The sequence below is a fragment of the Nonomuraea sp. NPDC049480 genome, assembly GCF_044465905.1.
In the GTDB taxonomy this organism is placed as follows: domain Bacteria; phylum Actinomycetota; class Actinomycetes; order Streptosporangiales; family Streptosporangiaceae; genus Nonomuraea.
Genome location: NZ_JBITMD010000008.1, coordinates 411,766 through 429,008 on the forward strand (window position 1 = coordinate 411,766; position 17,243 = coordinate 429,008).

The window sequence follows — 17,243 nt, forward strand, 5'->3', positions numbered from 1 at the left end:
GTGGGCGTGGACGCGGGCGGGTCAGAACGCGCCCGTGGTGGTGCCGCCGTTGCCGGTGGGTGGGCTGGTGAAGGAGGTGTTGGCACCCGGCTGCCATTGGTCGGCGGTGTCGGGATAGCCAGATTCCTGTCGCTTGACGCATTTCCACTCGACAGCCGTGTTCGGCGGGAGCTTGCCGATCGTGGCCGTCCAGGTCGGGTACGCGGTGGGTGACAACTTCACGGCGCCGGCCACCGACCAGGAGCCGAGCTGCGGGGCGCCGCCGACGGCGTAGACCGACTGGCCGGGAGTGGTGGTGCCGTTGTCGCAGCGGAACGTCATCGACGCCGGCGCCTGGCCGAGCGTGAACGCGAACGTCTTGGCCGTCGTGACGCTCGCGCTCGCCGCCTTGGCGACGATCAGGTTGCCGCCCGCGTTGTACCAGCCGCTCGCGGCCGCGTCGAAGGCGGCCTTGGTGGCGTGCTGGGTGAGCGGGGAGCCGTTCAGCGTGACGCCCGACGCCTGCGTCTCGGCGACCAGCTCCACCACGGTGGGCCTGCTGGAGGGCGCGCCGGTGTAGGAGCCGCCGGAGGCGGCGACGGTGACGGTGGCCGTGCCGCCGCTCAGCTGCTGACTGATCTGGGTGGTGCGAACAGCGCCGGTCTGGTACGCGGTCGACGCCCCGTCGTCCTCGTAGACGGTGAAATTCGTGGACGTGGCGTCGGGGTAGACGCGTGCGATCAGCTCGTTCCTCGCCGAACCGTCGGTGCGCTTCCCCATCACGTTCATGGTCTTCTCGTCCACATGCGCCTTGGGGATGATCGCCCCCGCCCGGGCGAAGGCGGGCAGCCGGAACACGCCGTTCACCCACAGCGGCCGGTCCACGAACCACTGGCCGGAGCTGGTGAGCTTCTCGCCGGTCGCGTAGTCGTACCACGTGCCGGCCGGCAGGTAGACGTCACGATCGCGCTCGCCCGCGCCCGCCACGACGCCGACCAGCAGGTCGCGGCCGATGAGCTTCTCGTGGCCCATCTCGCGGACGTTCGGGTCGTTCTGGTAGTAGAACACCGGCGGCGGGACCACCGGCTCGCCGAAGCGGTGGGCGCGGTGGGCCAGGGAGTAGTAGTAGGGCGCGAGCTCGTACCGCTGACGCAGGCCGGCCAGGTTGCTGGCCTTGTGGCCGATCTTGTCGGGGGAGGTCTGCGCGCAGTTGCACAGGTTCTCCGTGTGCGGGCGCACCGGCACCTCGAACCAGGCGCCGTTGGCGAACCACTGGGTGTAGAGCTCGTTCAGGTCCGAGTTCAGCAGCTTCCTGTGGAAGCCGCCGATGTCGGAGCCGAAGTAGTCCACGCCCGACATCGACATGTGCATCTGGACGTTCTGCTGCTGGGCCAGCGCGGTCAGCTTGGAGCCGATGTCGGCCGACCACATGGCCACGCCGTGCCGCTGGATGCCCGCCGCGCCCGAGCGGGCCAGCATGAACGGGCGCTTGTCCGTGGAGAGATAGCCGCGGGCCACGCTCTCGGCCCACTTGAGGTTGTAGACGTTGTGGTAGTCGGCGTGGGCATGCTTGCCGGGCAGCACGCCCTCGGTCCAGTCGGAGGATTGGTACATCTCCGGCTCGCCGAGGTCCAGCCAGTGGCCCTGGATGCCCTGGTCGATGAGGGGCTGCCGCTTGAGCGCGTGCCAGTGGTCGCCCGCCGCGTCCTGCGTCCAGTCGATCATGCCGCCGTAGCCCCACCAGTCGTTGTCGGTGAGGTAGACGGGCGGGCAGCCGGCGCATCCGGATCTCACGAGGTATCCGCGCGTGGCCAGGTCGGCGTGTTCGGGCAGGCCCTTCCCGACGTACGACTCCTCGATGGTGATCAGGCCGAGGCCTTTGTTGGTGGCATAGTCGGAAATAGTGCTCGTTGGATTGGGAAAGGCGGTTGTGTCCCAGGAAAGCGTGCCCATGCGGGTGTTGTCCGACGCCTGGGTCACCCCGCCGAACCACGGCACGTCGAGCACGAACCCGTCCACCGGGAACGCGTCGGCCCGCAGCCCGCTCAGCCGGTTGTCGATCTCACCCCAGTTGTCGTAGCCGTACTCCGACACCCACATGCCGAACACCTTCTTCGGCGGCACCGGCGGCCGGCCGGTCAGCTCCATGTAGTCCTTGCGCAGGTCGGGCAGGTCGGGCCCGGTCATCGTGTACCACCTGAGCTGGTCGCCCCAGGTGTCCACCGTCCAGGGGTCGCCGGTCAGGTTCCACTCCTGCTTGTAGACCTGGTCGAGCAGCAGGCCGTAGTTCAGGTTCCCGGTGTTCACATCGGCGGGGCCGACCGCGAACAGCACCGGGATCTGCGCGTTGCCGGCCGCCCCGTTGTCCTCGTCCCACACCCAGGAGTTGCCGAACGGGCCGCCCGGCGAGCGGACGCGGCCCGCCCAGTCGCCGTCGGCGCTGCCGCCCATGAAGAACTGCTCGCCCAGCCCGTACGCGTTCTGGATCGAGCCCTTGGCGATCGTCAGGCCCTTCCACGCCTGGGCGAGGTTGCGCGGGCAGGCCTCGTACAGCAGCCGGGCGGGGTCGGAGACCCTGACGCACAGCGTCCCGGCCGCGACCTCGACCTTCATGGCGGCCGTCGTCATCGTGTTCCCCGACTGGGTGAAGCTCGACGGGCCGGTGTAGTCCTTCTTGGCCACCTGCGGCGTGGCGAACAACGGCGAGTTCACGCCCGGGCCGGCGCCGCCGGCCAGTTCGAAGTGCACGAGGTCGTCGTCGAGGAACTCCACGATCAGGTACGCCGAGCCGCTGGTGAACTGCACCCGCTGGACCGCCGCCTGCGCGGACGACGCCACCAGCGAGGGCATGAGAAGCACCGACAGGAAGATGAGCGCGCGTGTCATGGCCGGGACACCACCAGATGGTCGAGGTTGATCCCGCCGGTGTTCGCCGCGTCATAGGCGATCTTGACGGTGTGGGCCCCGGCCGTCAGCGAGGTCGTGAGCGTGGCGGTGCCCCAGGTGTCCCAGTTCGCCAGCGCGGGCAGGGACAGCGTGCCGGCGGAGACGCCGTCCACGTAGACGGTCCTGGTGGCGTTCACCGTGGTCGAGTAGCGGAACTTGAGCTGGTGACTGCCCGCCGTGTCGGCCTTGACCTGGAACGTCACCGCGTCCCCGGAGGTCGCGAAGCCGTCGGCGAAGCCGGTCCCGGTGTAACCGGCGTGGTCGCTGCCGGCCGACGTGCCGGCGCCGGTCGCGAACTCGGCCTCATAGGCGGCCTTGTCCACGCCGTTCAGCGTGACCGTCCGGCTGGAGGCGCTGCTCGCCAGCTTGACGTGCGTGAGCTGCCGCACCGGGTCCCACCACCAGCCCTCGGCGGCCGCCTTGAGGCCGGCGAGCGTGGCGCGTGCGGTCGCGCCCGTCACCGAGGCCGGCTGCGTGCTCGCCACCTGGAGGGTGCTGGTCGTGGTCAGCGGCGGAACGGTGACCGTCACCGTGTGCCCTGCCCAGTTCTCGGCCGAGGTGACGGTGCGGGTGGCGTTGGCGGTGTCCTCGAAATAGGCGTACGAGGTGGTGCCCGAGGGATAGATCCGGAAGGTCAGGTTGGTGTAGGCGGTGACGCTGTTGCCGATCTCGCCGCCGAGCTGGTAGTCGGCATTGAGGTTGAGCGGGATGATCGCCCCGGGCTTGGCGTAGACCGGGATCGTGTCCAGGCCGGCGTTGTACGTCTTCGTGCCGGGGCCGGTGAAGCGGCCGCCGTTCCACAGGTCGTACCACTCGCCGGCGGGCACGTACACGCTCTTCGACGTCGCGCCCTGCGCGGTGATCGGCGCGACGAGGAGCTGCGAGCCGAACATGTACTGCTGGTCCAGGCCCGCGGCCGTGGCGTCGCCGGGGAAGGCGAAGCTCATCGCGCGCATCATCGGCACACCCGTCGTCGCGCTCGCCTTGGCCTCCGTGTAGAGGTAGGGGACCAGGTTCATGCGCACGTTGGCGAAGGTGCGGAAGGCCGGCACGACGCTCGGGTCGCCGGTGCGGGCCTGCACGTTCCACGGCGTACGAGCCTCCGACGTGCCCGGATCGGCCTTCTCCGAGTGATACTGCATGATCGGCGAGAACGTCGCCTGGGCCGCGGAGCGCAGGTAGAGCTCCGCGCTGGGGAAGGTGCCGGTGAAGCCCGCCATGTCCCAGGCCGTGAACGGCACCCCCGACTGGCCCGCGCTGAGCTGGGCCCTGACCGCCTCCTGGAAGGCGGAGAAGCTGGAGTTCTGGTCACCGGCCCAGAAGATCGACCTGGTCTGCGCGCCCCCCGTACCGGCCCTGCTGAAGATCGCTCCGTCCGGCCTCTTGCCCTTGACGTAGGCGTTGTACGCGCCCGTGTAGCTGTTGGGGTAGGCGTTGTGCATCTCGTCGCCCTTGCGGCCGTCGGCGAACTTCACGCCCCGGCCGAAGATCGCCTCGCTGCCGTCGGTCTTGAAGCCGTCGACGCCGATCTCGTCGATGAGGTAGTCGCGCTTGCTCATCCACCAGTTTGTGGCGGCCGTGCTGGTGAAGTCGGGGACCATGCTGTCGCCGAACCACTGGCCGGTCGGGATGCGGTAGGGGCCGTTGGTGGGATTTTTAGCGACATACCCCTGCGACTCCGCGTACGCCTTGTCGTTGAGGTGCTGCTGCGGCGCCGCCGGCGGGTTGTTGTCGAAATTCTCCTTGAGCACCGGGATCTGCCAGAGGATCATCTTGATCCCCTTGCTGTGGGCGTTGCCGACCATGGCCTTCGGGTCCTGCCACGCCGTGCCCGCAGGGAAGGTCAGGTCGCTGTAGGAGAGCTTGCCGCCGCCCGGCGTGGGCGTGTACGTCGCGCCGTGCCAGACGTAGAACGTGGCCTCGTCGCTCCACTGCTCCAGCACCATCGCCGTGTGCGGAATCTTGTACGTCTCCACGTTGGCCAGCTCGGCGTTCACCTCGGCCTGCGTGTTCCACTCGTTGGCCGACATCCACACGCCGAACGCCCATTTCGGCGGGAGCTGCGGGCGGCCGGTGGTCGCGGTGTAGTCGTCCACGATCTCGGCCGGGGTGCCGGTGTAGAAGTGGTAGTCGAGCGTCGAGTCCAGCGCGCCGCCCGTGTCCACGGTGAACCCGGCCAGGTCGCTCAGGTGGGTGTTGAGGTTGAAGATCGCGTAGCGGGTGGTCGGAATGTAGACCCCGTACCCGGCGGAGTTCAGGAAGAACGGCACGCTCAGGTACGTGCGCCGGGTGGCGCCCTGGTCGCGGTACTGGTTGTAGACGTAGTTGTGCACGTCGGTGCCGCGCTGGTCGAGCCGGTCGTAGCGCTCGCCGAAGCCCTCGAAGCGCTCCCCGGCCGGGGACATGAAGTGGTCCTCGATCTTGGTGACGGTGGTGGCGCCGTCGCTGGCCCAGCCGATGTTCCTGAACGTCGCGGGGTCGTACTGGCGGGTGATCAGCGTCGTGCCGTCGCCCTTGTAGACCGACAGCCGGTAGGGCGACTTCTGGATCTTCAGCACCAGCGAGCTCGTGGCGATCGTGAGCGTGCTCGCCGAGTCTGTCACCGTGTATCCGGAGATGCCGGAAATGTTGAGACCTTGCCCGCTCGGGGCGATCTGCGTTCGGAAGCGGTCCGCCGCCGGGAACGTGAAGCGGATCCTGGGTGTGAAGCTGCCGGCGCTGTCGCCGGTCGTGACGTCCACCGACGTGCCGTTGTCGGTGTGGCCCGTCACGTTCGTCACCGTGCTCCACGAGGTGACCGTGAACGAGAACGGGCCGACGCTCCTCTGCCCGCCCCCGTTCACGTCCGCGTTGACGGTGTAGGAGATCTTGTCGCCGCGGGCGAAGGCGCCCAGGCCGATCTTCCAGTAGCTGTTGCCGCCGTTGTTGTAGTCCCAGGCCGCGCCGATCGGCGTCTGGTTCACGCCGTTCTTCGTCCAGGTCACCCACACGGTCTGGCCCGGCTCGATCGGCCAGGTGGTCGCCTTGATCTGGACCGGCTCGCCGGCCATCGGATCGCGCGGCACCCGTTCCGTGGGCTCGGCCGAGTACAACTCGTCGATCCCGGTCGGGCTGTGGAAGAGGCCGTCGAGCGCGGAGGCTGGGACGGAGACGGAGGACGATAACAAGGCGATCACCACCACGATGACGGCCGACCGTAACCGGCTCATGGATGTTCCTCTCAGGAGGCGAAGACGGGGGAGAGACGGGACCAGTGCTCCGCCGCGCACACGACGGGAGGGCGATCGAGCGGTGCGGGCAGTCGCACCTCCCGGCCGCCGGAGCCCGGGGCGAGGGCGCGTCCGGTCCAGACGTCGACCCACTCACCTTCCGGCAGATAGACAGAGACCTCCGAAATGCCGGGTTCCGTCACGGGGGCGACGAGCAGCGCGTCGCCGAGCTTGTACTGCAGCGGGAAACGCCACACGTCAGGATCGCGCGGGTGGTCGAAGAACAGCCCGCGCATCAGCGGCGCGCCGCCGTCCACGGCCATCCGCGCCTGCTCCGCCAGGTACGGCACCAGCCGCTCCCGCACCTCCACCAGCCGCCGGAACACCGGGATCACCCGCTCGTCCCCGGTGCGTCCGGCCACGTTCCACGGGGTGCGGTCCCTGAGGGGGGCGCGGTGGTGGTTGAACTCCGAGTGGTACTGCATGATCGGCATGAACGCCGACGCCCCGGCCGCCCGCAGGTACAGCTCCGCGTCCGGCACCTCGCCGGAGAACCCGGCCAGATCCCAGCCCCAGTAGACGATCCCGCAGGCCGAGGCCGTGATCCCGGCCCTGATCGAGGCCTGGAACGCCTCCCACGTGGAGTCCTCGTCCCCGGCCCAGAACGCGCCGTGCGGCTGCGACCCGGCGAACCCGGCCCTGCTGAACGTCACCGGCGCCTTCCCGCACGACCTCAGCAGGTCCCCGAAGGCGCGGGCGTAGTGGACGGGGAACAGGTTGTTGCCCTCGGCGCCGTCCCTCCCGTCGGCGTACCGCAGGTCGTGGCCCCAGGCGTGCTCGCCGCCGTCGGTCTTGAACCCGTCGACGCCGACCTCCTCGACCAGATAGCGCCGCTTGGCCGTCCACCAGTCGCGGACCTCCTGCGACGACAGGTCGGGCATGAGTGCGAGCGGGAACCACCACCCCCGGTTCCGGTACGGCCGGCCGTCCGCCTCGCGCACCCCGTAGCCGCGCTCGACGAGCTGCCGGGCGTCCACGGCCGCCTGGTGCCGGGGATGCGGGCGCATCTTCTGCAGCGGGATCTGCCAGAGCAGCACCTTGACCTCGCGCGCGTGCAACTCGTCCACCATGCCCTTGGGGTCGGGCCACGGGCCGTCGGGCGGGAAGGTGTAGTCGGCCAGGCGGTGCGGCTCCTCCGACGGCTCGTACGCGGCCCCGCGGAAGGCCGTGAACGTCGTCTCGTCGCTCCACGCCTCGATGACCAGCGCCCCGACCGGAATGCCGTGCTCGCGGTGCCGGTCCATCTCGGCCATGACCCGCTCCTGCGTGTTCCACTCGTTGCCGCTGGCCCACAGGCGGAACACCCACGACGGCAGCTCCGCCGGCCGCCCGACGTCGTCCAGGAACCCGCGCAGCACGCCGGCCGGCTCGGGCCCGTCGTGGAAACGCACCCCGAGCACGCCGTCGGGACCCACCTCGGCCTCCACGCGCAGCCGGTCGCCCACGTCGTACCAGGTCCGCCGCGACGTCGCCAGGTGCAGCCCCCAGCTCGACGGGCCGCCGACGACCATCGCGTACGGCATCGGCAGATAGGTGCGCCCGTGCCGTCCCTGCCCCTTGTACTGCTCGAACACGACCGCGTCGAGCTCACGTCCGCGCTGGTCCACCGCGTCGTACCGCTCGCCGAACCCCACCACGTGCTCGTCAGGGCCCAGCGCCACGTCGAACCGCACCCGCCGCACGCCGTCGCCGTCCGCCAGCCACCGCACGCTCCCGGGCACGATCCGGTCCGCGCCCCTGACGTCGAGCTTCCCTCCGTCCGCCGACCAGGTCGCCGCCGACACCTCGAACCACCTGCTGGTCCGGCTGCCGCCCCCGGCCAGGGCGGCGCGGAAGCGGTAGGCGTAGCGGTGCCCGGCGTGCAGGGCGGGGCTGCGTACGGACCAGGTCCCCGCAGCGGCCCGGGCGGCCCGCGCCTGCGCCGCGGCGAGATGCCCGCCGTCCGCGACCCCACCCTGCTCGGCCCCCGCGTCCTCGATCGCCTTGGTGAGCCGCAACTCCAGCGGCGTCCCTCCGTCCACGACCCACTCGCACACCACGGCGGCGACGCTCGCCGACGCACGCGCCCGCAGCTCCACCGTCTCGCCGTCCAGCGGCCTGGCGGGGACCCTCTGGTCCTCGCTCTCCGCGTACGGATGCCCCGACCCGAACGGCTGATGCCGGATCATGCCCGCACCCCCAGCTCGTCGGCGAGGATCAGATACATGCCGTGCGACCACAGCAGCGGCGTCGCCACCGGCCCCCACCGATCCAGCCACTCCTGAAGCCGATCAGGAGCGAGCAGCAGGTCCGACACCTGCTCGGGCAGGTCACCCGCCGGCGTCGCCTGGGCCGCCATCCATTCCAGATACCGCAGGGCCTCGGCGCGCCGCCCGGCCCTGGCGTGGTTCCAGCCCAGGAACCCGGCCAGCAGCACCCACCGGCCGCCGCCGTAGAAGGTGTCGGCCAGGTAGCGGTGGACGCCGCCGTCGCGGGCGAGTTGCCGCTCGACCTCGGCCACCGTCGCGGCCCCCACCGGGTGATCGGCCGGACAGAGCCCGAACGGCTCCACGCACGCCAGCAGGCTGGCGTCCACGGCGTCGCCGCCGAGCCACTTCCGCAGCCGCCCGGAGACGACGCCTTCCCGCTCGACCAGCGCCGCGACGCCCTCGGCCGCCTCCAGCGCGGCCGCCTCCTCGGCCGCGCTCAACACGCCCAGGTCGACGGCGGCCCGCAGGCCCGCGTGGATGGAGCCCAGTGTGGCCACGTGCCGCTGCTCGACGTGCTCCTCCCACCAGTCGTAGCAGGGAAGGTCCCAGAACGCCGTCAGATACCTGGCCGCCGCTCTGATCCCCTTCTCGGCCCCGGGCACCGTCCTCCCATGGCGCACGCAGTGCTCGCGCAGCGCCCAGAGCCACGTCCCGTACCCGTCGAGCTGGAAGTCCCACCACTCGTCGGCGCCTTCCATCCCGTCGAGCGTGAAGCGGGTCGGCAGCATCTCGGTGACGGGCACGACCTCGCCGCGCGCGGCGCGGGAGACCAGCGAGTCCACCTGGCCCGCCCGGTCGCCGACCACGCGGGCGCACCAGGCGTGGAAGGCGTCCGCGCCGGCGACGTCACCGTGCCTGCTCACCCCCTCGGCGATGAACGCCCCGTCCCGCAGCCACGAGTAGCCGCGGTAGGCGGAGAAGGTGGGCGAGGCCGGATAGGCCCCGGTGGGCGACTGCAAGCTCTTGATCACGTCGAGGCTGTGCGCGACGAGGGACAACGGGTTCTCTCCTTACGAAAGCAGTGCGTCGACGTCGGCGGCGGCGGCCTTGAGCGCGTCCTCCACCGGCTTGCGCCCCGCGGCGGCCTCGGTCAGGTGCTTGGTCACCGCGTCCTGCATCTCCTGCTGGCGCTTGATGACCGGCGGCAGTGCGATCGACTTCAGCGAGTCGAACACGGCCTGCCGGTTGGCCGGCTTCGGGTCCTTCAGGTAGCCGGCCAGGACCTGCTGGTCGGCGACCGGCGGCAGCTCCCAGGACGACTGGATGCGCGTGGTGGCCGCGACGTTGGAGGACGACAGGAAACGGGCCCAGGCGTAGGCGTCCTTGCCGTTCTTGGTGCTGGACGAGATCGCGACGGCGTTGTGGAAGACGGCGCTGGCCTTGCTCGCGTCACCGGGTTCGACGACGACGTCCCACTCGAACGGGACGTCCTTGAGCCCCGCGAACTGCCAGATGCCGTTGTGCCACATCGCGAGCTTGCCGGACTTGAACAGGTTCGTGTCGTAGTCGGCGGCGCCGCCGATCTCGGCCTCGGTCGGCATCGTCTTGCCCACCTTGCCGACCAGCCACTGCGCGGCCTTGACCCCCTCGGGGCCGTTGAAGGTCGCCTTCGTGCCGTCGGCGGACAGGAACTCGCCGCCCGCCTGCTTGAGCGCCTTGTAGAACTCGAAGAACTGCACCGGCTGGAAGTCGCCGTACACGCCCTTCTTCCTGTCGGTCAGCTTCGCCGCGGCCGCCTGCTCGTCGGCCCACGTCCAGTCCGCCGTCGGCGCGGCCACCCCGGCCTTCTCGAACAGGTCCTTGTTGTAGAAGAGCACGACCGTGGAGAAGGAGGCGGGAAGGGCGTACTGCTTGCCGTCGCGCTTGAACGCGTTGAGCGACTCCTGCGCGTAGACGGAGGTGTCGCCGTCGCCCCCGACCGTGCCCAGGTCGAGGAGGGATCCGGCGCTGGCGTAGGTGACGAAGTTCTCGTAGTTGAGCTCGAACGAGTCCGGCGCGGTGCCGCCCGCGATGCTCGTCTGGAGCTTGGTGAAGTACTCCTCGAAGGGCGCGGTCTCGACGACCACGTCCACCTTCGGGTTCTCCTTCTCGAAGGCCTTCTCGATCGCGTCGAGGTCCTTCAGGTGGTCGGGGGCGGCGGAGAACGTGAAATACCGGACGGTGGTCTTGCCGTCGGCGCCGGTGGTGGCCCTGGTGGCCGACCCCTGGGAGCAGGCCGAGGCGAGTAACGCGACCGCGGCGATGACGGCGAGATGTCCTCTTGACATGGGGGGATTCCTTTACTTGAGCCCGCTCTGCGCGACGCTGGCGATGACGTGCTTCTGCGCGAAGACGTAGAGGATGAGGATCGGTACGACGCTGATCACCGACCCCGCCATGACCACGTCCCACTCGGTGGTGAACTGGCCGTGCAGCGTGGCCAGGCCCAGCGGGAGCGTCATGAACTCGGGCGACTTGATGATGATCAGCGGCCAGAGGTAGCTGTTCCAGCTGGCCATGAAGCCGAAGATGGCGAACGTGGCCAGCGCCGGCCGGATCAGCGGCAGCACCACGTACAGGAAGATCCGGAAATGCCCGGCGCCGTCCAGCACGGCCGCCTCGTCGAACTCCCGCGGCACCTGGTTGATCGCCTGCCGCAGCAGGAACACCCCGAACGCCGAGGCGATCGTCGGCGCGAGCAGCGCGAAATACGTGTCCACGAGCCCGAACGTGCGCATCTCGATGAACAGCGGCACGACCAGCACCGGCAGCGGCATCATCAGCGTCGCCAGGTAGACGGCGAACAGCGCGCCCCGGCCGGGGAACGGCAGGCGGGCGAACGCGTAGGCGGCCATGGCGCTCGTGACGAGCTGCAGCATGGTGGAGGTCGCGCCGATCCAGGCGCTGTTGAGCACGATCCGCCAGAACGGCAGCGTCTCCATGAGCTTGGCGTACGCGTCCAGGCTCGCGCCCTCGGGTGTGAAGTCCGGCGGCACGGCCAGCACGGCGTCGCCCGGCGTGATGGAGGTGATCACCGCCCACGCGAACGGGAACAACATCACCAGCGCGCCCACGCCGACCAGCAGGTAGCGGGTCACTCTAGCCATAGGTCACCCACCGCCTCTGGCCCCGGATCTGGACGATCGTCACGATCAGCACCACGGCGAACAGCAGCCACGACAGCGCCGACGCCGCGCCGGCCCTGCCGTACCTGAAGGTGAGGTCGTAGATCTGCGACACCACCACCTGCGTGGCCCCGCCGGGCCCGCCACCCGTCATGATCTTGACCTGGTCGAACACCTGGAAGCCGTTGATCAGCGAGATCACGACCACGAAGAACGTCGAGGGGGACAGCAGGGGCAGCGTGATGTGCCGGAACCTGCGCCAAGCCGTGGCCCCGTCGACCATGGCGGCCTCCTGGTACTCGCGGGGGATCGCCTGCAGGCCCGCCAGCAGGATGATCATCACGAAGCCCAGGTCCTTCCACGCCGAGGCCAGGATGATCGACGGCATCGCCCAGTCCGGATCCGTCCACCAGCCGGGACCGCTCACCCCGACCAGGCCGAGCGCCCAGTTGACGATGCCGCTGGCCGGGTTGAGCAGCCACTTCCACATCAGCGCCACGACCACCCAGCTCGTGATCACCGGCAGGAAGTACACGCCGCGCAGCAGGCTCCGGCCCGCCATCGCCCGGTTGAGCAGCATCGCCAGGCCCAGGCCGCCCGCGTAGACCAGCGGCAGGTAGCCGGCGATGAAGTAGAGGGTGTGGAGGAAGGCCGCGTGCGTCTCGGGATCGCCGATCAGCTCGATGTAGTTGCCCAGGCCCACCCAGCGCATCTCGGTGATGAGGTCCCACTCGTGCAGGCTCGTCCAGAGCGAGCCGATCATCGGGACGATCGTGTAGAGGGTCAGGGGGATGAGACTCGGCAGCAGGAACACGGCCACGGTCCCGGCATGGCGCCAGCCCTTGCGCGGCCTGGCCCGCTCATGCGCGGCCCGCTCCTTCGGCGGTGCGGCGGTGAGGGTCACGAGGTGGCTCCGATCAGGCGGGCGCGCACCAGGCGGCCCTGCTCTCCGGCCGCGCCCGCCGCGTCGAACGGGGTCGCGAGCACCAGCGCCGCCGCCCCCTGCGCCCAGCTCGTGTCGTCCCAGCTCTCCACCTCGACGGAGATGTCGCGCCGCCCCGGATACAGTTGCGCCCTGAGGGCCTGCTCGAATCCGTCGCGCCAGAGCGGCCAGTCCGCCGTGCCCTCGCCGAGCACCACCACGACCTCCGGATCCACGACGTTGATCAGCCCGGCGGTGGCCCGTCCGAGTATCGCCCCCGCCTCGGCGAACACCTCCCGCGCCGCGGGGTCCCCGTCCGCCCCCGCCCGCCCGAGCGCCGCGACCGCCCCCAGCGGATCCCGCCCGCCGCCGTCCCGCACCGCACCCTTGCCCGGCGCCGCGCCGCCGTCCCGTCCTGTCCTCTCCGGTGAGCCGCCGGTCTCGCCGCTGCGGGCGGCGGACTTGGCGCGGGCGGCGGCCAGGAGCCCCGCCGAGCCCACGAACGCCTCCAGGCACCCCCTGGCCCCGCACCCGCACACCGGCCCTCCGGGGTCCACCGGCAGGTGGCCGAACTCGCCCGCCCCGCCCCGCGCCCCCCGGTAGACCCGCCCGTCCGCGACGATCGCCGCCCCGACGCCGCGCCCGATCGTCACCACGAGGAAGTCCCGGTGCGTACGCCCGCGCCCGTACAGCCGCTCGGCCGCCGCCAGCGCGTTCACATCGTTCTCCACCAGCACGGGAAGCTCCAGCCGACGCCGCAGCCGCTCGCCGACGGGCATGGCCTGCCAGCCGAGCGTCGGCGCGTTCACGGTGCCGGCCGCCTGGTCGTCCACGCTGCCCGGCACCCCGACCCCGACCCCCAGGAGCGGCGGCGCCTGCCCGCCGGACGAGGGCACCACCGACTCCACGGCCGCCGCGAGCTCGTCGAGCGCGTCCGGCGCGTACGGGTCGAAGGGCCGCTCCCACGACCCCAGGACCTCGCCGTCCAGCCGCACGTCGACCAGCACCAGGTGATCGGCCGTCACCTTGACGCCCAGCGCCCGCCCTGCTCCGCCCACCAGCCCGAGCCGGACGGCGGGCCGCCCGCCGCGCGAGGGCTTGAGGTCGAGCTCCTCCACCATGCCCTGCCCCATGAGCCCGCGCGTGAGCTGCGTGACGGTGGCGGGACTGAGGTCCAGCTCGCGTGCGATCTCGGTCCGGCTCAGCGGCCCGCCGGTGCCCAGCAGGGCCAGGATCGCCGTCCGGGTGAGATCGCCGCGATCAGTGGCTGCCATGTACGAGGACTTTCTTTAGAAGTAAAGTTAGTCATGAAATATCTTCCTCCAGGCTCCCTCTGTCAAGACCCGGAAACGCCAAGGAAACGCGAAAGGCCCCCGCCGGGCGTGGCGGGGGCCTCAGGCGGAGCGGATCAGGCGGACGCGGCGTCCTTCTCCCGGTTGCGCAGCGCGCGGCGGACGCCGTCGGCGCCCTCCAGGATCATCCTGCGCAGCGCCTGCGGCGGCTCCTCGGCCGCCAGGTAGTCGTCGGCCGCCCGCAGCGTCTCCTGCTCGATGAGCAGCGCCGGGAAGCATCCCACCGCGAACGACGACGCCTGGTCGAACGTCCACTCCTTGTAGATCCGCCCGACCTCGGCGAAGTACTTCTCCCTGAACGGCTTCAGCAGCTCGGGATGGTGCGGGTCCTGGAAGCCGCCGATCGTGGCGCGGGCGATGTGGTTGGCCAGCTCGCCGCCCACGATCCGGTCCCACGCCGCGCTCTTGGCCTCGAGGGTCGGGATCGCGGCCCGGCACTGCGCGGCCGACCGCTCACCCGTCGCCGTAGGGTCGCGCTCCAGCTCCGCGTCGATGCCGGACTCGTCCACCCGGCCACCGGCGACCAGCGCGTGCAGGAGACTCCACCGCAGGTCGGCGTCCACGCTCAGCCCCTCGGGCACTGTTGTGCCCTCCAGGATGCCCTGCAGCAGATCGAGGTCCTCCGCCGAGGTGGCCACCGGCGCGAACGCCTGCAGGTAGGCCAGCTGGCGGTCCGACCTCGGCTCGGCCGAGCCGAACAGCGAGCGCAGCTCGCCCGCCAGCAGCGCCAGGCCCTCGGCCCGCCACGCCGGATCCGCGTACTGCTGCGCCGCCATGCGCGCCTGCCGCAGGATCGTCTGCAGGACCGTGATGTCCGTGACCGTGCCCGCGCCCGAGACGACCAGCTTGACGTAGTCGCGGGTGGACATCTCGCCGTCGCGGGTCATGTCCCAGGCCGCCGACCAGCACAGCGCCCGCGGCAGCGACTCGGTGAAGGTGACGATGCCGCCGTCGACCAGGGTCCGCAGCGAGTCCTCGTCGAGGCGGATCTTGGCGTAGGTCAGGTCGTCGTCGTTGAGCAGCACCAGGTCCGGCTGCTCCTCGCCGACGAGCTGAGCCACGCTCGTACGGGCGCCCACCACGTCCAGCTCGACCCGCTTGGTCCGGGTCAGCTTGCCGTCCGCCAGGGAGTACAGGCCGATCGCGATCCGGTGCGAGCGCAGCGTCGGGTAGTCGGCCGGGGCCTCCTGCAGCACGTCGAAGCTGGTGAACCGGCCGCCGGACACCTCGAACGAAGGCCGCAGCGTGTTGACCCAGGAGGTCTCCAGCCACTCCTTCGACCAGGCGGACAGGTCGCGGCCGGAGGTCCGCTCCAGGGCGTCGAGCAGGTCCTTCAGCTCGGTGTTGCCCCAGGCGTGCTCGGCGAAGTAGTCGCGCACGCCGGCGAGGAAGTTGTCCAGCCCCACGTACGCGACGAGCTGCTTGAGCACCGAGGCGCCCTTGGCGTACGTGATGCCGTCGAAGTTGACCTCGACCGCCTGCATGTCCGGGATGTCCGCGGCGATCGGATGCGTGGACGGGAGCTGGTCCTGGCGGTAGGCCCAGGCCTTCTCCACGTTCGCGAACGTCGTCCACGCGCCCTTGCCCCACCGCGTGGCCTCGGCCTGGGCGAGCACGGACATGTAGGTGGCGAACGACTCGTTCAGCCACAGGTCGTCCCACCAGCGCATGGTGACGAGGTCGCCGAACCACATGTGCGCCATCTCGTGCAGGATCGTCTCCGCGCGCCGCTCGACCACCGCGTCGGTGACCCGGGAACGGAAGACGTAGTCCTCCAGGAACGTCACGCAGCCGGCGTTCTCCATGGCCCCGGCGTTGAACTCGGGTACGAAGAGCTGGTCGTACTTTCCGAACGGGTAGCGCACGCCGAACACCCGGTGGAAGAAGTCGAAGCCCTGCCGGGTCACCTCGAAGAGGTTGTCCGCGTCGAGGTGCTGGGCCAGCGAGGCCCGGCAGTAGAGGCCGAGCGGGATGCCGTCGTGCTCCGAGGTCACCTTGTGGTACGGCCCGGCCACCAGCGCCGTGATGTACGTCGACATGACCGGCGTGACCGCGAACTCCCATCGCTTGGCCGCCCGCACCGTCCCGTGCTTGCCTGCCTGCTCGGGCAGTTCCTCCACGCTGACCGCGGCCGCGTTGGAGATCACCTCCCAGTCGGCCGGGGCCAGCACGGTGAGCTGGAAGGCGGCCTTGAGGTCGGGCTGGTCGAAGCACGCGTACATGCGGTGGGCGTCGGCCGTCTCGAACTGGCTGTGCAGGTAGACGTTCTGGTCCACAGGGTCGACGAAGCGGTGCAGGCCCTCGCCCGTGCGCATGTAGGCGCAGTCGGCGTCCACCCGCAGTTCGTTGGCCCCGGCGAGCGAGGGGAGCGGGAAGCGGCCCTTCTCCGCGTCGTAGGCGGCCACGTCGAGGTCCTGGCCGTTCAGCGTGACCTTGCGCACGTGCGCGCCGTGCAGGTCGATGAAGGTGGAGGCACCCGGGCTGACGCTGCTGAAACGGATCGTCGTGACGCTCTCGAAGCGCTCCTCCCCTTCCGTCAGGTCGAGTGCCACCTTGTACGACTCGACCTTCAACAGCCGGGCGCGCTCGCGCGCTTCGTCCCGGGTCAGGTTGCCTGCCAAGTTGCGCTCCTTTTCACCGCTTCGTCGGGGTTTGTCGGTATCCTGTCACGGCGGGAATAGGACCCGAACCACCTCAGGTTATGGCCACACATGGCTGAAAAGATTCCCGCGGACCTCTGGTTCGACCCCTCCTGCCCCTTCGCCTGGGTCACGTCACGGTGGTTGCTCGAGGTCGAGAAGGTCCGGCCGATCGAGCCCCGCTTCCGGTTCATGTCCCTTCACTTCCTCAACGAGGACAAAGACGTCCCGGACGACTACAAGCAGCGGGCGCTCAAGAACCTGGGCTCCGTCAGGGTGGTGGCCGCGGCCGCGGCCAAGCACGGCGAGGAGTACGTCGGGCGGCTCTACACCGAGCTCGGCACCCGCCTGCACAACCAGGGCCTGAGCAAGCAGCCCGAACGGCTGCGCGAGGTCAACGAGGCCGCGCTCGAGGCCGTGGGCCTCGACGGGAATCTCGCCGACGCGATGGAATCCGACGAGTGGGACGAGGCCATCCGCGCCTCGCACGACGAGGGCATCACGCTCGTCGGCCAGGAGGTCGGCACGCCGATCATCCGCGTCGGCGCCAACGCCTTCTTCGGGCCCGTGATCACCAAAATTCTCCGGGGCGAGGACGCGGGGCGGATGTGGGACGGCGTGCTCGCGGTGACGGAATTCGATGACTTCTTCGAACTGAAGCGCACTCGTACCAGACGGCCGCAGTTCGACTGACAAATCCCGCCACGCCGGTGTAATCGTCGTACTCTGACGGGGATAAGGCAGGTGGCGGTGGGTAAGGTTTATCCCCCGCTCAGGATGAGC

10 protein-coding genes are annotated in these 17,243 nt (G+C 70.2%); 1 reads left to right on the forward strand and 9 read right to left on the reverse strand.

What is annotated here, in order from left to right; translation table 11 throughout:
• Nucleotides 1-21: 21 nt before the first annotated feature.
• The 9 genes from ACIBX3_RS25280 to pepN form a co-directional block, all read right to left on the reverse strand.
• The gene (locus ACIBX3_RS25280; RefSeq protein WP_397120944.1) at nt 22-2,865 is read right to left on the reverse strand and encodes a TIM-barrel domain-containing protein; all 2,844 of its coding nucleotides are present in this window, start codon (nt 2,863-2,865) and stop codon (nt 22-24) included.
• Nucleotides 2,862-6,134 (reverse strand): TIM-barrel domain-containing protein, encoded by a 3,273-nt coding sequence (locus tag ACIBX3_RS25285; RefSeq protein WP_397120946.1) that lies wholly within the window; start codon nt 6,132-6,134, stop codon nt 2,862-2,864. The genes ACIBX3_RS25280 and ACIBX3_RS25285 overlap by 4 nt, the downstream gene beginning before the upstream one ends.
• A gap of 11 nt (nt 6,135-6,145) precedes the next feature.
• On the reverse strand, nt 6,146-8,362 hold the full coding sequence (locus ACIBX3_RS25290; RefSeq protein WP_397120948.1) for a TIM-barrel domain-containing protein: 2,217 nt from the start codon (nt 8,360-8,362) through the stop codon (nt 6,146-6,148).
• Nucleotides 8,359-9,441, reverse strand: coding sequence for a glycoside hydrolase family 15 protein (locus tag ACIBX3_RS25295; protein ID WP_397120950.1), 1,083 nt, complete (start codon nt 9,439-9,441; stop codon nt 8,359-8,361). The genes ACIBX3_RS25290 and ACIBX3_RS25295 overlap by 4 nt, the downstream gene beginning before the upstream one ends.
• A gap of 12 nt (nt 9,442-9,453) precedes the next feature.
• The gene (locus ACIBX3_RS25300; RefSeq protein ID WP_397120952.1) at nt 9,454-10,710 is read right to left on the reverse strand and encodes an ABC transporter substrate-binding protein; all 1,257 of its coding nucleotides are present in this window, start codon (nt 10,708-10,710) and stop codon (nt 9,454-9,456) included.
• Nucleotides 10,711-10,722: 12 nt separating this feature from the next.
• A complete protein-coding gene (locus tag ACIBX3_RS25305; RefSeq protein WP_397120954.1) occupies nt 10,723-11,529 on the reverse strand; it encodes a carbohydrate ABC transporter permease in 807 nt (268 codons plus the stop codon).
• The gene (locus ACIBX3_RS25310; protein WP_397120956.1) at nt 11,522-12,451 is read right to left on the reverse strand and encodes a carbohydrate ABC transporter permease; all 930 of its coding nucleotides are present in this window, start codon (nt 12,449-12,451) and stop codon (nt 11,522-11,524) included. The genes ACIBX3_RS25305 and ACIBX3_RS25310 overlap by 8 nt, the downstream gene beginning before the upstream one ends.
• Nucleotides 12,448-13,743 carry an ROK family protein gene (locus ACIBX3_RS25315; RefSeq protein WP_397120958.1) on the reverse strand — a complete coding sequence of 432 codons (1,296 nt, stop codon included), beginning with the start codon at nt 13,741-13,743 and terminating at the stop codon, nt 12,448-12,450. The genes ACIBX3_RS25310 and ACIBX3_RS25315 overlap by 4 nt, the downstream gene beginning before the upstream one ends.
• 134 nt (nt 13,744-13,877) lie before the next feature.
• The gene (gene pepN / locus ACIBX3_RS25320) at nt 13,878-16,442 is read right to left on the reverse strand and encodes an aminopeptidase N (RefSeq protein WP_397120960.1); all 2,565 of its coding nucleotides are present in this window, start codon (nt 16,440-16,442) and stop codon (nt 13,878-13,880) included.
• 90 nt (nt 16,443-16,532) lie between these two features.
• On the opposite strand from pepN, the gene ACIBX3_RS25325 reads away from it, so the two are divergent.
• Nucleotides 16,533-17,153, forward strand: coding sequence for a disulfide bond formation protein DsbA (locus tag ACIBX3_RS25325; RefSeq protein WP_397120962.1), 621 nt, complete (start codon nt 16,533-16,535; stop codon nt 17,151-17,153).
• Nucleotides 17,154-17,243 lie beyond the last annotated feature (90 nt).

What these genes read in the sequence shown, in the direction of transcription:
- ACIBX3_RS25280 (WP_397120944.1), bottom strand. Translation starts at nt 2,865, where the DNA reads ATGACACGCGCGCTCATCTTCCTGTCGGTGCTTCTCATGCCCTCGCTG.
- ACIBX3_RS25305 (WP_397120954.1), bottom strand. Translation starts at nt 11,529, where the DNA reads ATGGCTAGAGTGACCCGCTACCTGCTGGTCGGCGTGGGCGCGCTGGTG.
- ACIBX3_RS25325 (WP_397120962.1), top strand. Translation starts at nt 16,533, where the DNA reads ATGGCTGAAAAGATTCCCGCGGACCTCTGGTTCGACCCCTCCTGCCCC.
- ACIBX3_RS25315 (WP_397120958.1), bottom strand. Translation starts at nt 13,743, where the DNA reads ATGGCAGCCACTGATCGCGGCGATCTCACCCGGACGGCGATCCTGGCC.
- ACIBX3_RS25290 (WP_397120948.1), bottom strand. Translation starts at nt 8,362, where the DNA reads ATGATCCGGCATCAGCCGTTCGGGTCGGGGCATCCGTACGCGGAGAGC.
- ACIBX3_RS25285 (WP_397120946.1), bottom strand. Translation starts at nt 6,134, where the DNA reads ATGAGCCGGTTACGGTCGGCCGTCATCGTGGTGGTGATCGCCTTGTTA.
- ACIBX3_RS25300 (WP_397120952.1), bottom strand. Translation starts at nt 10,710, where the DNA reads ATGTCAAGAGGACATCTCGCCGTCATCGCCGCGGTCGCGTTACTCGCC.